Raw genomic sequence first — 13,792 nt, 5'->3', positions numbered from 1 at the left:
TTCTGGTCGACGGCGGGCGGCACCCATCTCTGGCCGCCCATGCTACGCGTGTAGAACGCACGCGCCCATCGGCTTGTTCCGGGCGAGGTCGCGGCGCCGCTAGACCGGGAGCGCGGTGATGCCGCCGGCGAGCAGGTGCAGGTGCGTGTGGAAGATCGTCTGGCCCGCCTCGGCACCCGTGTTGAAGAGCAGGTTGTAGGCCGGGTAGCCCTCCCGCTCGGCGATGACGGCGGCCGCGGCGACGAGCTCGCCGACGATCGTCGGGTCGGCGGCCACCGAGGCCGCGGCGTTCGGCTGGTGGTCGCGCGGCGCAATCAGTACGTGCAGCGGGGCCTTCGGCGAGATGTCGCGGAAGGCGACCAGACGGTCGTCCTGGTGGACGATTTCGCCGGGGATCTCGCCGGCGACGATCTTGCAAAACAGGCAGTTCGCGTCCGTGGCCACGCGCCCGATGGTGTCACACTGGTCCCATGCGAAACAGCCCCGTGCTCGGAAACAGCACCCTGCTCCGCCGTACGTCGCTCCTCGCCGCTGCCGCCCTGACGACGCTCGCCCTCGCGGCGTGCGGCAGCGACGACCTGACGAACGTCGCCGACGACCCGGCCGCGGACCCGACGACCGCGGCGCCGACGACGAGCGCACCGACGGAGCCCACCGAGACACCGACCACGACCACCTCGGCGCCGGCCGAGTCGTCCTCCCCCATCTCCGCGGACACCCTCATCACGCTGGACGCGCCCGCTGACGGCGCGACCGTGTCGGGGTCCTTCGACGCGAGCGGGACGGCGAACTCCCCCGAGGCCAACGTGCCCTGGCGCATCCTCGACGGCAGCGGCAAGAAGGTGCTGCACGGCCACTTCACCGCCGAGGGCTGGATGGACAAGCTCTACCCGTACGCCGGCACGGTGAACGTGTCGAAGCTCCCGGCCGGCTCCTACACGTTCGAGGTCGCCGTCGACGACCCGTCGGGCGGTGAGGGCAAGCCGCCCCAGAAGGTGGACCGCGCCATCACCGTCCAGTGATGATGCGGCGGTGAAGCTGACCCGTCGCGCCCTCAACCGGACGCTGCTGCACCGCCAGCAGCTCCTCGAGCGCACCACCGGCTCCCCCTCGGCACTCGTCACGCGGCTCGTCGGGCTCCAGGCGCAGGAGTCGCTGCCGCCGTACCTCTCACTCGCGGCGCGGCTCGACGACCTGGACCCGCTCGAGGTGTCGCAGGCGCTCGCGGAGCGTCGGCTCGTCCGGATCGGCTGCCTGCGCGGCACCATCCACCTGGTCGAGCCCGACGACGCCGTCACGCTCCGGCCGTGGACCGAGCCGGTGCGCGAGCGGGAGATGAAGGCGTCGCAGGTCGTGCGGCCGGCGCTCGGCCTCGATCGGGAGCGGTTCGTGGCCGAGCTCGGCGAGGTCCTCGCCGACGGCCCATTGGGCCAGCCGGAGATCTGCGCGCGCCTGGCGCAGCGCCATCCCGACGTACCGCCGACGGCGCTGGGGCAGCTGGCCCGCGTCCTCGCGCCGCTCGCCCAGTTGCCCCCGCGCGGGTGCTGGAAGGCGTCGGGCGGCGTCGTCTACGACTACGTCGACCGCTGGACCGGCCGTCCGCTGGCGGAGCCGGACGTGCAGGAGATCGTCCGCCGCTACCTGGCCGCGTTCGGCCCGGCGTCGGCCGCCGACGTGACGACCTGGTCAGGGGTGACCAGGCTCGGACCGGTGGTCGCTGCGATGGACGACCTCGTGCGGCACACCGACGAGTCCGGCCGCGTGCTCTTCGACATCCCGGACGGCCCGCTCGCCGATGAGGACGCGCCCGCGCCCGTCCGACTGCTCGGCACCTACGACAACGTCTGGCTCTCCCACGCCGCCCGGGACCGGGTGACAGAGCCCGAGAAGCGTCGGGCGTGGATGGGCGTGAACGGCGGGGTGGCCAACGTCATCCTCGTCGACGGCTGGCTCGAGGGGCTGTGGCGCATCGAGGACGGCCGGGTGTCGGACGTCTCGCTGCTCAGGTCGCTCACCGCGGGCGAGCGGGCGGGGCTGGACGAGGAGATCAGCCGCTTGGAGACGCTCCTCGCGCGCTAGCCCCATCTCGCCGGGGAGCGGCGGCGCTCGACCGGCGTGGGGGTCGGCTGCACGAGGTGTTCCACGGGCAGCAGGAACCAGTGCCCGCTGACGCACATGATCTTGGCGTGCTCGATCGGGCCGTCGGTGCTCTCCATGACGTCGCGCCACTGCACCTCGGCCAACGCACCACAGTCGGGGCAGAGCGTCGTGTCCATGTCGTTCCTCCGTCGATCCGGGCTTTCGGTTGAGGAGCCCTGCACACGGTCGGGTGATACGCAACGACCCCGCCCGACCGGGGTACCGGCCCTCCATGACCACGACTCCGCTCGAGCCCGGCGCCGATCCCGACCTCTCGCCCGACGCCCCGGACCCGGTCGCGCCCGGTATCCCCGAGGAGCCCGACCCCCGAGTCGACCCGGAGGAGTCCGGCTACCGGGCGGCGGCCGCCTGACAGGTCCATCGCTCCCCCGCCGCGCGTGGTGGTCGACCATCGCTCGGTGCTCCGCCGGTTCGCCCCTGCCCAGACGTAGGGCGTGTGCCGCGCATCGACGGTCGCCCGCGGAGCGGAGGGAGACCGCGTCTGTCCCACCGTCGCCGGCCGCAGCCCGGACACCGGGTCGAGGGCCGGTCCGGCGCCCGAGTCGAGAGTTCCCCGTGCCGTTCCGGTCACGTTCAGCAGCCACGCGGAGCCTCAGCCGTGTTCCGCCCTCCCGGGGCGGGTCGTGAAGGAGACCGCGATGAACACCCACGACGGCGCCCTTCTCGGAACGTCGATCGCCGCAGCCGCGCTCACCACCACGCTCACCACCACGCTCACCACCACGCTCACCGCCACGCTCACCACCACGCGGGCCTCGGCGCACCAGCTCTCGGACGGCTGCTCGGCCACTCCGTCGAGCACGACCTACGACCCCATCGACGCGATCACCTACCGCAAGGAGCAGATGTCGCTCGCCCGGACCCGCGGCCTGCTCGACTGACCCCGGACGCCCCGGGGAATGTCGCGGCGTCCGCCGCACTTTCGCCCGTATGGACCTGGAGATCCACCCACTCCTGCGCGGGCGGTTCAGTCCCCTGCAGTTCGACGCCGACCACGCCCTGGCGGACTGCGACGTCGACCAGCTGCTCGAGGCGGCCCGCTGGGCGCCGTCGGCGGGCAACTCGCAGCCGTGGGCGTTCGTCATCGCCCGCCGCGGTGGGCCCGACCACGACGCGCTCGTGCGTCGGCTCGCGCCCAGCGCCCGCCGGTGGGCGCCCGACGCGAGCGCCCTGGTCGTGAACGTCGCCCACCGGCACATCGGCGACAGCGGGCTGCTCTACTCGGAGTTCGCGGACTACGACCTCGGTCAGGCCGTCGCCCACTTCACGCTCCAAGCCGCCGCGATGGGCCTGGCCTGCCGACAGTTCCGCGCCTTCGACGCCGACGGGCTCACCACCGACCTCCGCCTCGCCATCGGGTGGGAGGTCCTCACCATGACGGCCGTCGGTCGCGCTGCCGGAGGTACGCCGCCGGAGCGGACGAGACGGAGCCTGGACGACCTCACCACCGCGCAGCGGGAGGCCGACGCTCGGTAGGGACGGGGTCAGGCGGCGTGGATGCGTCGGATGAGGTCGAGGTCGTCGTCGGTGAGGTGGTGGGTGCCGGTGTGGTTGACGAGTCGGTGGAGCCCGCGGGGGGTGGTCCACAGGTAGGTGCCGGGTGCGAGTTGTCGGACCTGGTAGCCGAGGTGGGTCTTGGCGCGGTGGTTGTGTCGGGTCAGCGGGGCGTCGTTGTGGTCTCCGGTCTGGCCGGGTGGTCCGAGGGGGTCGTAGGGCACGGCGTGGTCGTGGTCGACCCGGCTGGCCTCGGTGCCGGTGGCGTGGGGGAAGGCGGGGACCAGAGTGCGGAGCAGGGTGCGCTGTTTGACGGCCTCGGGGTGCTCGTAGCCGTTCACGCTGGCGCCGGTGTTGAGGTCGATGACCGGTGTGAGGTCGACGTGGGCGTGGCGGAGGAGGTGGCGGACCTGGTCGAGCAGCAGCGGCCCGAGGGTGGTGGAGCGGGCGACCCCGCTCGCGCCGTGGAGGGCGGACTGGTGCAGGTGCACGAACAGCACCGCCCGCCTGCGGTGACCCTGCCGGCTCTGACGGTTCTGCTGCTGGTCGTCGGCCTGGGTGTCGAGGAGGCCGAGGAGGTCGGCGAGGTCGTGGGGGCGGGCCAGCCAGCCGAACGCGGCGGCCCGCAACTCGTCGCGCGTCGGGGTGGGTCCGAGCTCGGGGTGGTGGGTGGCACGCCGGTCGGGATCGGTGGCGAGGAGGTCGGCGACGCGTTGGAGGGTGGCGTCGAGCCAGACCGCGTCGGCGGCCTCGATCCGGGCGAAGACGTCGCGGAGCCCGGCCGGGGCGTCGTGCCGGGTCCCGGTCACCCACGCCCCCTTCAACAACCGGGCGTCGGCGAGTTCGGTGGCGCGGGCGGCTGTGTCGGCCTCGATGATCTTGGCCTCGGCCAGCTCGAGCAGCCGCCCGTGGCTGAGGCCGACGGCCTCGGCCACCGCCACGTCGACGAGGGCGACCGCGTCACGGTCGAGACGGCGGGACAGGGAGGCGATCTTGCGGGCCACCCAGGGCTCGACCCGCAGCCCCTGGACCGCCACCCACAGCCGCGGGAGCCGGTGGCGCAGGTCGAGCAGGTCGGCGAGCAGGGACCGGGTGGCGTGGACGTGTTCGCTGCGCGCCACAGCGAGCTCTTCGAGGCACAGGTCCCGCACCAGTGGGGTGCCGAGGCCGCCGAGCCGGACCAGCCGGTCCCCACCCTCGACCTCCACCGCGGGTGGCTCGCCGTGCAGGTCGGCCCAGGCCAGGGCGAGGTCGTACTCCTCCAGCATCGCCTGCCGGCGGTCCTTCAGCGCCCACTCGGCACGCGCCAGCACGTCGGCCGGGACGTAGTCGAACGAGAGCGAAGGTTGGCGACGCGCCCACGCTTCCGCGGGCGTCCCGAGGACTGCACCGCCGTGCATGAACCAGAGAAGGAGAGTCACCTCTGGCGGACTGTTCGCGCCGTTCCTACAGTCGGCGTCATGGAGCCGATCCGAAGCGTCGTCGTGTTCGACGCCGCCGACCTCCACGCTGAGAGCGCCTTCTGGGCTGGAATGCTCGACGGCCACGTCTTCGACGACGAGACGTTCCACAGCGTCATCGATGCGGCCGGTGAGTGGAGGATCGGCGTTCAGCTGGCACCCGGACACGTTCCTCCGGACTGGCCGGACGGCGCCCCCCAGCAGGTGCACATGGACCTCCATGTCGAGGACCCGAGGCGCGCGCACGAACAGGCGATGAGCCTCGGCGCCCGCCTGCTCCGCGCCGATGACCTCGAGGGCGACGAGGGGCACCAGGTGTACGCCGACCCGGCCGGTCACCCGTTCTGCATCGGGTGGGGACAGCCGTCGCGCGCAACCCTGGCAGCGTTCGTCCGGGAGAGGTGGGGATAGGACCGCTTCGTTTTCTCCCGGAGCGAGCTTGGCCCGCAGACAAGCCGCCCGGTCGTCCGAAGGCTCAGCTCCAGCGGGAAGTACGAGAGAGCAGCGCGGAGACGGCAGCCAGTCCGGCGGTCGAGGTCCGGAGCACCTCAGCCCCGAGCCGCACGGTCACGGCACCCGCGGCCTCGAACCCCGCCACCTCCTCCGGCGACAGACCGCCCTCGGGCCCGACCACGACCAGCACCTCGCCGGCGTCGGGAAGGTTCACGGCGCCGAGTGGCGAGGACGCCTCCTCGTGCAGCACCACGGCGACGTCGGCCGCCGACACCAGGGCCGTGACGTCGGCCGTCACCGCGAGCGGCGCGACCGACGGGAACCACGATCGGCGCGCCTGCTTCGCGGCCTCGCGGGCCGTCGAGCGCCATCGGGCGAGTGACTTCTCGGCCCTTTCGCCCTTCCACACGGCCACCGACCGAGAGGCGGCCCACGGCACGATCGTCGCGACGCCGATCTCGGTGAGCACCTCGACCGCCAGCTCGCCGCGGTCGCCCTTCGGCAGCGCCTGCACCACGGTGAAGGAGGGCGTCGGCGCAGGATCGGACGACACCGACTCGACCGTCACGGAGAAGACGCGCTTCCCCGTCGAGGACACCGACCCGACGACCGACTGACCGGCCCCGTCGGTGAGCACGACCGACTCCCCCACCCGCAGCCGTCGTACGGCGACGGCGTGGTGCGCCTCGTCGCCGTCCACCGTGACCTCGGCCCCGGCGGACGCACCCGTCAACGACGGCACGACGTGGACGGGCAGCGACATCAGTGCCCGTTGAACGCGTCGCGCAGCCGGCCGAACATGCCCCGGGAGGCGGCACGGAGCTGGCCGGTCGGGTGCTGCTCCCCGCGCAGGGACGCCAGCTGGTTGAGCAGCTCCTCCTGGGCGGGGTCGAGCGCGGTCGGCGTCTCGACGATGATGGTCACGACGAGATCGCCGCGGCCGCCGCGCAGACCGGGGACGCCGTAGGCACGGATGGTCTGGTCGGTGCCCGACTGCGTCCCGGGCTTGACCTCGAGCTCGAAGGACGTGACCAGATCGGGCGAGGACGTCTCGGAGGCCAGGTCGGCCTCGAGGGTCGGGAGCGTCAGCACCGTGCCGAGCGCCGCGGCGGTCATCGGCACCGTGACGGTGCAGTGCAGGTCGTTGCCCTGGCGGGTGAAGACCTGGTGCCGGGCGACCTGGATCTCGACGTAGAGGTCGCCGGCGGGGCCACCGCCCGGGCCGACCTCGCCCTGGCCGGCGAGCTGGACGCGGGTGCCGTTGTCGACGCCGGCGGGGATCTTCACGGTCAGGGTGCGGCGGGTGCGGACCCGGCCGTCGCCGCTGCACTCGCGGCAGGGCTCGGGGATGATCGTGCCGAAGCCGCGGCAAGCCGCGCACGGGCGCAGCGTGCGGATCTCGCCGAGGAACGAGCGCTGCACGTGCGCGACCTCGCCGGCGCCGCCACACGTCTCGCAGGTGACCGGCTTCGTGCCGGGGGCGGCCCCGTCGCCGTGACAGGTCTCGCAGGTGACGGCCGTGTCGACCTTCAGCTCGCGGGTGACACCGAACGCCGCCTCGGCGAGGTCGATGTCGAGCCGGATCAGCGCGTCCTGGCCGCGGCGTACGCGGGGACGCGGCCCGCGTCCGGCCGCCGCGCCGCCCTGGCCGCCGAAGAAGGCGTCCATGATGTCGGTGAAGGAGAAGCCGGCACCGGCGCCGAAGCCGCCGGCGAACGGGTCGCCGCCGCGGTCGTACGCCGCGCGCTTCTGCGGGTCCGAGAGGATCTCGTAGGCGTGCGAGACCTCCTTGAACCTCTCCTGGGCGACCGGGTCGGGGTTGACGTCGGGGTGGTACTCCCGGGCCAGCTTCCGGTAGGCCTTCTTGATGGTCGCGTCGTCGGCGTCACGGTCGACGCCGAGGAGCTCGTAGGGGTCCAACGCTTCGTTCTCTTCCTTGGTTTTCAGGCCTCGTCGAGGATGCGCGAGACATAACGCGCCACCGCTCGCACTGCTGCCATCGTGCCTGGGTAGTCCATACGGGTGGGTCCGACGACGCCGAGAGTGGCCAGCGCCTCGTCACCCGGGCCGTAGCCGGTCGTGACGACGCTGGTCGAGGACAGCTCCTCGTAGGGTCCCTCCGCGCCGATGCGGACGGTGACGAGTCCGCCCGAGGTCGCCTCGCCGATGAGCTTGAGCAGCACGACGTGCTCCTCGAGCGCCTCGAGCAGCGGACGGACGGAGGTGTCGAAGCTGTCGCCGTAGCGGGCCAGGTTGGAGGCGCCCGCGACCGCGATCCGCTCGTCGGAGCGGTGGTCGGACATCGCGTCGACGAGGGTGTCGACGATCGGTGCCGCGGCCTTGTCGTGCGGGACGACCTGCTCCGGCAGCGCCCGCAGCGCGGCGGCCGCGTCGGCGATCACCTGGCCGACGGCGGCCCGGTTGACCCGGTTGCGCAGCTCGGACAGCGCGTCCTCGTCGACGGCGACCGGCAGCTCGACGAGACGCTGCTCGACCCGGCCGGTCGAGAGGATGAGCACGACGAGGAGCCGGCTGGGCGCGAGCGCGACGAGCTCGACGTGCCGCACCGTCGACCGGGCGAGGATCGGGTACTGCACGACCGCGACCTGCCGGGTGAGCTGCGACAACAGGCGCGTCGAGCGCTGGACGACGTCGTCGAGGTCGACGGCGCCGTCGAGGAAGCTGGCGATCGCGCGCCGCTCGGCCTGGCTCATCGGCTTGAGGGTCGAGAGCTTGTCGACGAAGAGGCGGTAGCCCTTGTCGGTCGGCACCCGACCGGCGCTCGTGTGCGGCTGGGTGATGTAGCCCTCCTCCTCGAGGACGGCCATGTCGTTGCGCACGGTCGCGGACGAGACACCCAGGCCGTGTCGCTCGACGAGCGCCTTGGAGCCGACCGGCTCCTCGGTGGACACGTAGTCCTCGACGATCGCCCGGAGCACCGCGAGCCTGCGGTCGTTCTGCATGCGGCACCTCCTGCGCGTCCTGGCACTCACCCGAGTGGAGTGCCAATCCTACAAGGCGGTCAGCGGATCGCTGCTGCCACGACACCCCTTCCGGTGCGACCGCGCCGGGACGTGGGCACCGCCCTCACCTCCCGACGGGTCGCCCGGACCGCCGAGGAGCTCGGCGATCTCCTCCGCAGCGAGCCCCGCCCCGGCATCTGCTGACGCACCCGGCCGCAGGTCCTACGCTGCTGCGGTGACCGACACCGGCTTCCAGGAGATCGCCGACCGCATCTGGCTGGCGCGCTACGAGTGGTGGGACGTCAACATCACCCTGATCGCCGGCTCGTCCGGGCTCGTCGTGGTCGACACCCACGCCTCGGCCGTGGCGGCACGCCAGGTCGTCGACGACGTACGCCGGCTCGGGGTCGGCCCTGTGACACGGATCGTCAACACCCACGAGCACTTCGACCACACCTTCGGCAACGCCGAGCTGCGGACGGCGTACGGCGACGTGCCGATCCACGCGACCGAGACCGCCGCCGCCAACACCGTGCGGTCCGGCGAGCGCGCCAAGGGCCGCTACGCCGCCGACCCGGCAGACCCGCGGGCCGCGGAGATCCTGGAGACGGAGGTCATGGCCGCCGACACGACGTTCGCCAGCGTCGCGGCGATCGACCTGGGTGACCGTCTCGTCGAGCTGGCGCACCCGGGCCGCGGGCACACCGCCGGCGACCTGGTCGTCCGCGTGCCCGACGCGGACGTGGTCCTCGCAGGCGACCTGCTGGAGGAGTCGGGACCCCCGGTCTACGGCGACGACTCCTTCCCGCTCGACTGGCCGACCACCGTCGACGTCGTGCTGGGCATGCTCACCCCGTCGTCGGTCGTGGTGCCGGGTCACGGCCTGCCCGTCGACCGCGCCTGGGTCGAGCAGCAGCGCAACGACCTGGCCTGGGTGACGTCGAACGTCCGCGAGCTGGCCGGCCGTGGCGTGCCGCTCGAGGAGGCGGCCGGCGCGACCGAGTGGCCCTGGCCCACGGACGGCTGGCGCTTCCGAGGAGCGATCGCCCGCGGCTACGCGCAGCTGCCCCGGGCCGCCCGAGGTCTGCCGCTCGCCTGACCCGCGTGTTGCTGCTGGGAGCCGAGTGGCTGCTGGGACAATGTTCCGCATGGCAGATCGCTACGGCACCGACGTCCTCTCCACCGACTGGCGCGCCCCCAAGCGCGGCCGCGCCGTGGAGGCGCCCGCGGAGATCGGCGCCGTCGTCGAGGAGGTCACCACCGACTGGTGCGGCGAGATCGTCGCGGTCGACCGCGACCTCGGCACGCTCACCCTGGAGGACCGGCGCAAGCGTCGCCGGTCGTTCCCCCTGGGACCGGGCTTCCTGCTCGACGGCAAGCCGGTCATCCTGACCGCGCCCGTGCGGCAGGCCGCGCCGACCGGCCCGAAGCGGACGGCCTCGGGCTCGATCGCCGTCCCGAACGCGCCCGCGCGCGTCGCCCGGGCCAGCCGCATCTTCGTCGAGGGACGACACGACGCCGAGCTCGTCGAGAAGGTCTGGGGTGACGACCTGCGTGTCGAGGGTGTCGTGGTCGAGTACCTCGGCGGCGTCGACGACCTGGCCGACCACCTGGTCGGGTTCAAGCCGGGGCCGCAGCGCCGGGTCGGCGTACTCGTCGACCACCTGGTGCGCGGCTCCAAGGAGAGCCGGATCGCGGATGCGATCCGTCGCGGTCCGCACGGGTCGAGCGTGCACATCGTCGGGCACCCGTTCATCGACATCTGGCAGGCGGTGAAGCCCGCGCGGCTCGGGCTCAAGCAGTGGCCGACGATCCCGCGCTCCATCGAGTGGAAGAAGGGTGTCTGCCAGCACCTCGGCTGGCCCCACCGCGACCGGGCCGACATCGCCCGCGCCTGGCAGCACATCCTCTCGAAGGTGAAGTCCTACGACGACCTGGAGCCCGCCCTCCTCGGCCGGGTCGAGGAGCTCATCGACTTCGTGACCATCGACGGTCAGTAGGGCCGGCGGTCCTCGTTGGGCATGATGATCCACAGCAGGATGTAGGCGAGGACCTGCGGGCCGGGCAGGAAGATCGACAGCACGGCGATCACGCGGACCAGGGTCGGGTCCCAGCCGAAACGGTAGGCGATGCCGGCACAGACGCCGGCGATCATGCGGCCGTTGCGGGGGCGGTAGAGGGTTGTTGCGCTCATGTCACCGACGGTAGGCCGGTTCGAGCGCGCACTCCATCGGGATCGACCCTGGAGCTGTCCCTGACCGGCCCCTGGATCAGGCGAGCAGGTCCCTGACGACGCCGTCGGCGAGCAGCCGGCCCTGCTGCGTCAGCACCAGCTGGTCGCCGTCGATCACGAGCAGCCCACGCTCGGCGAGGCTCGGGGCCACCGCCCGACCGGCCTCGTCGAGGGCGTCGAGCGGGAGGCCGGTGTCGAGCCGCAGCTCGAGCAGGACGCGCTCCACGTGCCGGTCCTCGGCGCCGAGGACCTCGCGCGCGTGTGCCGGGCTGGCCCCGGCGGCCATCCGGTCGGCGTAGGCCACGGGGTGCTTGACGTTCCACCAACGCACGCCGCCGACGTGGCTGTGCGCGCCGGGACCGACGCCCCACCAGTCGGCGCCGGTCCAGTAGAGCAGGTTGTGACGGCATCGGCTCGACGCGTCGCGCGCCCAGTTGGAGACCTCGTACCACTCCAGCCCCGCCTTGCGGAGCCGCTCGTCGACGAGGAGGTACTTGTCGGCCAGGTCGTCCTCGTCGGGCATCGGGAGCTCGCCGCGCTTCACCCGACGGGCCAACGCGGTGCCGTCCTCCACGATCAGCGAGTACGCCGACAGGTGGTCCGGCTCGCAGGCGAGGGCCGCCTCGACGCTGACCTCCCAGTCGGCCAGGGACTCCCCCGGCGTGCCGTAGATGAGGTCCAGGGAGATCTGCTCGAACCCGGCCTCCCGCGCCCACCGCACCACGTCCGGCACGCGCAGCGGGTCGTGGGTGCGGTCGAGCGTGTCGAGCACGTGCGGCACGGCGCTCTGCATGCCGAAGGACAGCCGGTTGATCCCGCCCTCGCGCAGCCGCTGCAGCGACTCGGGGGTGACGCTGTCGGGGTTCGCCTCGGTCGTCACCTCGGCGCCCGGGGCGAGGCCGAACTCGTCGCGGATCGCGCCGACGACCTTCGTGAGGTCACCCGGGTCGAGCAGCGTGGGCGTGCCGCCGCCGAAGAACACCGTCTCCACGGGGACGTCGCGGTCACCGAGCACACGACGGGCCAGCCGGACCTCGGCGATCGCCGCCTCGGCGTACGTCTGCCGACTCGCGCCGGGGTGGCCGCCGACCGGTCCCAGCTCGAGCGCGGTGTAGGTGTTGAAGTCGCAGTAGCCGCAGCGCACCGTGCAGAACGGCACGTGGACGTAGAACCCGAGGGGCCGCGTCCCGAGCCCCTCGAGGGCGCTCGCCGGGAGGCTGCCGTCGGTCGGGACGGGGTCGCCGTCGGGCAGCGCGGAAGGCATGCCTCCAGTATCCGGCCCGGCCGGTCAGCCGCTGAATCGGTGCGCGAGCCGCGGGTGCTCGCTGGTCGGGACCGCGGTCAGGGCCAGCGCGGTCACGGGGTCGGCGCCGGTGATCTCGAGCCTCCACCAGGTCGTCCCGGCCCGTACGGCGAACGTGGCACTCGCGTCGCCGTCGCCGGCGAGGACGCCGGCGATCGTCGGTGTGCCGCCCAGCCCGTGGGCGACGGCGGCGGCCCTGCGGAAGGCGTCGGTGTCGAGGTCGTCGCCGAGGACGAGCTCACCGACGTCGCCGGCCAGCGCCCGGGTGGCGGCGGAGGTCAGCGCGTCGGGCGCGTGCGGGACGGCGGTGACCTTGAGCGACTGCACGGCCCGCTGCCGCGTGGGCGCGACCTTGATCTCGAGGTCGTAGCGTCCGCGCTCGGCCGGCACCGACCACGCGGCGGCCCCGAGCCCGTCGGCGTACGGCTCGGCGGCCGGAGCGGTGGGCGCACCCACGAGCCCACGTGCCGCCGCGAGCTGCTCGAGCCGCTCGGGCTCGGGCACGTCGAGCGGGACGTTGGCGGAGAACAGGTCGTCGGTGAACGGCTCGGCGGTCGAGCCGACCTTCGCGGTGACCGCCGCGACGATCTCCGGGCTCGCGACGGGCGGCAGGGCCGAGGTCCGCTCGTCCGCGACGAGGGCGCGCAGCGCGTCGCGGCACGCCGCCCCTGGCGCTGCGTAGGTGCCGTTGGCCAGCCCGACGACGCCGAGCCCCGTCTCCGGGTGCCACCGCATGTGGGAGCCGTAACCCGGATAGCCGCCGGCGTGGTGCACGACGTCGCCGTGGTCGCTGTGGTGCTCGACGAACAGGCCGAAGCCGTAGCCGGCCGCGGTCGCGGCGAGGGCAGCGCCTCCGACCGGCACGTCGACCGAGGCCGCACCGGAGACGCCGATGAACCGCTGCAGCTGCTGCATCTCCCGTCGGCTCGCGGCGCTCAGCGGGTGCGGGGCATCCGGCCGGCGGAAGGCGTCGGTGAACCCGCCCACCCAGCGAGCCAGGTCGGTCAGGGTGCTGTGCAGGCCGCCCATCGCCGAGAACGTGCCGGGCAGCACCTCGGGCTCGACGGTCCACTCGTCGCCCCTGCGGTGGTGCCCGACCACGAGATCGGGGCCGACCTCGCGGACGTCGTACCGGGTCGCGGCCATGCCGAGCGGGCCGGTGACCGCCTCGAGCACGAACCGCCGGTAGCCGCCGTCGCCGCCCGTGAGGGAGTCGACGACCCGGCCGAGGATCGCGTAGCCGAGGTTGCTGTACTCGAACCGGGTGCCGGGCACGGCGCCGACGGTGAAGCCGCCCGCGAGGAGCTGGCCGAGCTCAGCGGCGGTCTGCGACTCGTTGCGGTCACCCCACGGGTCGTCCGTGAGCAGGCCACCGCTCATCGTGAGCAGGTGCCGGATCGTCAGGTCCGGCGCGTCCGGGGCGAGGCGGAAGCCCTCGAGCTCCGGGACGTACGCCGACACCGGGTCGTCGAGCCGGAGCGCCCCGCGGTCCCGGAGGAGCAGCACGGCGGTCGCGGTGAACGACTTCGTCATCGACGCGATCCGATGCACGCTGCTGACGGCCGGCGGGGTCTCCGCCCCCCACGTCGTCGTCCCGAGCCCGTGGGCGTGGAGGACCTCACCGTCGCGGACGACCGCGTAGACGAGTCCCGGCGAGCGGCCCTGGGCGAACTCGGTGGCGAAGATGTCGTCGACGGCGCTGAGGTCGAGGGTCACCCGCCCATCC

17 protein-coding genes are annotated in these 13,792 nt (G+C 73.1%); 8 read left to right on the top strand and 9 right to left on the bottom strand.

The genetic code is table 11. The features are described from left to right. Positions 1 to 99: 99 nt before the first annotated feature. Positions 100 to 444: an HIT domain-containing protein gene (locus tag QDS12_RS15210; RefSeq protein WP_279880264.1), complete on the bottom strand. Its 345-nt coding sequence runs from the start codon at positions 442 to 444 to the stop codon at positions 100 to 102. A 26-nt stretch (positions 445 to 470) separates the two neighbouring features. Here QDS12_RS15210 and QDS12_RS15205 point away from each other — a divergent pair, with 26 nt between their 5' ends. Further along, positions 471 to 1,022 (top strand): Gmad2 immunoglobulin-like domain-containing protein, encoded by a 552-nt coding sequence (locus tag QDS12_RS15205; protein ID WP_279880261.1) that lies wholly within the window; start codon positions 471 to 473, stop codon positions 1,020 to 1,022. 10 nt (positions 1,023 to 1,032) lie between these two features. Beyond that, positions 1,033 to 2,079 carry a winged helix DNA-binding domain-containing protein gene (locus QDS12_RS15200; RefSeq protein ID WP_279880259.1) on the top strand — a complete coding sequence of 349 codons (1,047 nt, stop codon included), beginning with the start codon at positions 1,033 to 1,035 and terminating at the stop codon, positions 2,077 to 2,079. Here QDS12_RS15200 and QDS12_RS15195 read toward each other — a convergent pair. Then, positions 2,076 to 2,276, bottom strand: a complete 201-nt coding sequence (locus QDS12_RS15195) for a hypothetical protein (protein ID WP_279880257.1) — start codon at positions 2,274 to 2,276, stop codon at positions 2,076 to 2,078. The two genes, QDS12_RS15200 and QDS12_RS15195, sit on opposite strands and share 4 nt — an antisense overlap. Positions 2,277 to 2,371: 95 nt before the next feature. Between QDS12_RS15195 and QDS12_RS15190 the strand changes: the two genes are divergently transcribed. The 3 genes from QDS12_RS15190 (at position 2,372) to QDS12_RS15180 (ending at position 3,636) form a co-directional block, all read left to right on the top strand. Continuing rightward, positions 2,372 to 2,512: a hypothetical protein gene (locus tag QDS12_RS15190; RefSeq protein ID WP_279880254.1), complete on the top strand. Its 141-nt coding sequence runs from the start codon at positions 2,372 to 2,374 to the stop codon at positions 2,510 to 2,512. A gap of 286 nt (positions 2,513 to 2,798) precedes the next feature. Then, a complete protein-coding gene (locus tag QDS12_RS15185) occupies positions 2,799 to 3,041 on the top strand; it encodes a hypothetical protein (RefSeq protein WP_279880252.1) in 243 nt (80 codons plus the stop codon). A 49-nt stretch (positions 3,042 to 3,090) separates the two neighbouring features. Then, positions 3,091 to 3,636: a nitroreductase family protein gene (locus QDS12_RS15180; protein ID WP_279880250.1), complete on the top strand. Its 546-nt coding sequence runs from the start codon at positions 3,091 to 3,093 to the stop codon at positions 3,634 to 3,636. An 8-nt stretch (positions 3,637 to 3,644) separates the two neighbouring features. Here the strand turns inward: QDS12_RS15180 and QDS12_RS15175 are convergent, their stop codons facing one another. Then, on the bottom strand, positions 3,645 to 5,075 hold the full coding sequence (locus QDS12_RS15175) for a hypothetical protein (protein WP_279880248.1): 1,431 nt from the start codon (positions 5,073 to 5,075) through the stop codon (positions 3,645 to 3,647). A gap of 39 nt (positions 5,076 to 5,114) precedes the next feature. Here QDS12_RS15175 and QDS12_RS15170 point away from each other — a divergent pair, with 39 nt between their 5' ends. Then, on the top strand, positions 5,115 to 5,525 hold the full coding sequence (locus QDS12_RS15170; RefSeq protein ID WP_279880245.1) for a VOC family protein: 411 nt from the start codon (positions 5,115 to 5,117) through the stop codon (positions 5,523 to 5,525). 64 nt (positions 5,526 to 5,589) lie between these two features. Here the strand turns inward: QDS12_RS15170 and QDS12_RS15165 are convergent, their stop codons facing one another. Genes QDS12_RS15165 through hrcA form a run of 3 tightly spaced genes read right to left on the bottom strand, consistent with a single transcriptional unit; the run spans position 5,590 to position 8,530 of the window. After that, the gene (locus QDS12_RS15165) at positions 5,590 to 6,330 is read right to left on the bottom strand and encodes a 16S rRNA (uracil(1498)-N(3))-methyltransferase (protein WP_279880243.1); all 741 of its coding nucleotides are present in this window, start codon (positions 6,328 to 6,330) and stop codon (positions 5,590 to 5,592) included. Then, a complete protein-coding gene (dnaJ, locus tag QDS12_RS15160; RefSeq protein WP_279880242.1) occupies positions 6,330 to 7,487 on the bottom strand; it encodes a molecular chaperone DnaJ in 1,158 nt (385 codons plus the stop codon). The genes QDS12_RS15165 and dnaJ overlap by 1 nt, the downstream gene beginning before the upstream one ends. Before the next feature lie 23 nt (positions 7,488 to 7,510). Then, positions 7,511 to 8,530, bottom strand: coding sequence for a heat-inducible transcriptional repressor HrcA (hrcA, locus tag QDS12_RS15155; RefSeq protein ID WP_279880241.1), 1,020 nt, complete (start codon positions 8,528 to 8,530; stop codon positions 7,511 to 7,513). A 235-nt stretch (positions 8,531 to 8,765) separates the two neighbouring features. Here hrcA and QDS12_RS15150 point away from each other — a divergent pair, with 235 nt between their 5' ends. Next, the gene (locus tag QDS12_RS15150; RefSeq protein WP_279880239.1) at positions 8,766 to 9,629 is read left to right on the top strand and encodes an MBL fold metallo-hydrolase; all 864 of its coding nucleotides are present in this window, start codon (positions 8,766 to 8,768) and stop codon (positions 9,627 to 9,629) included. A gap of 49 nt (positions 9,630 to 9,678) precedes the next feature. Continuing rightward, positions 9,679 to 10,530 carry a DUF3097 domain-containing protein gene (locus tag QDS12_RS15145; protein WP_279880237.1) on the top strand — a complete coding sequence of 284 codons (852 nt, stop codon included), beginning with the start codon at positions 9,679 to 9,681 and terminating at the stop codon, positions 10,528 to 10,530. Here QDS12_RS15145 and QDS12_RS15140 read toward each other — a convergent pair. From QDS12_RS15140 to QDS12_RS15130, 3 genes are all read right to left on the bottom strand, one after another. Further along, positions 10,524 to 10,724, bottom strand: coding sequence for a PspC domain-containing protein (locus QDS12_RS15140; protein ID WP_279880234.1), 201 nt, complete (start codon positions 10,722 to 10,724; stop codon positions 10,524 to 10,526). The genes QDS12_RS15145 and QDS12_RS15140 overlap by 7 nt on opposite strands. 76 nt (positions 10,725 to 10,800) lie before the next feature. Further along, positions 10,801 to 12,027: a radical SAM family heme chaperone HemW gene (hemW, locus tag QDS12_RS15135; protein ID WP_279880233.1), complete on the bottom strand. Its 1,227-nt coding sequence runs from the start codon at positions 12,025 to 12,027 to the stop codon at positions 10,801 to 10,803. 24 nt (positions 12,028 to 12,051) lie between these two features. Further along, positions 12,052 to 13,782 carry a serine hydrolase gene (locus QDS12_RS15130; RefSeq protein ID WP_279880230.1) on the bottom strand — a complete coding sequence of 577 codons (1,731 nt, stop codon included), beginning with the start codon at positions 13,780 to 13,782 and terminating at the stop codon, positions 12,052 to 12,054. Between the last annotated feature and the right edge of the window lie 10 nt (positions 13,783 to 13,792).

Source organism: Nocardioides sp. CER19, assembly GCF_029846275.1.
Lineage (GTDB): Bacteria > Actinomycetota > Actinomycetes > Propionibacteriales > Nocardioidaceae > Nocardioides.
Note: the sequence above shows the minus strand (reverse complement) of the source record. Positions and strands in the feature narration are given on the sequence as shown.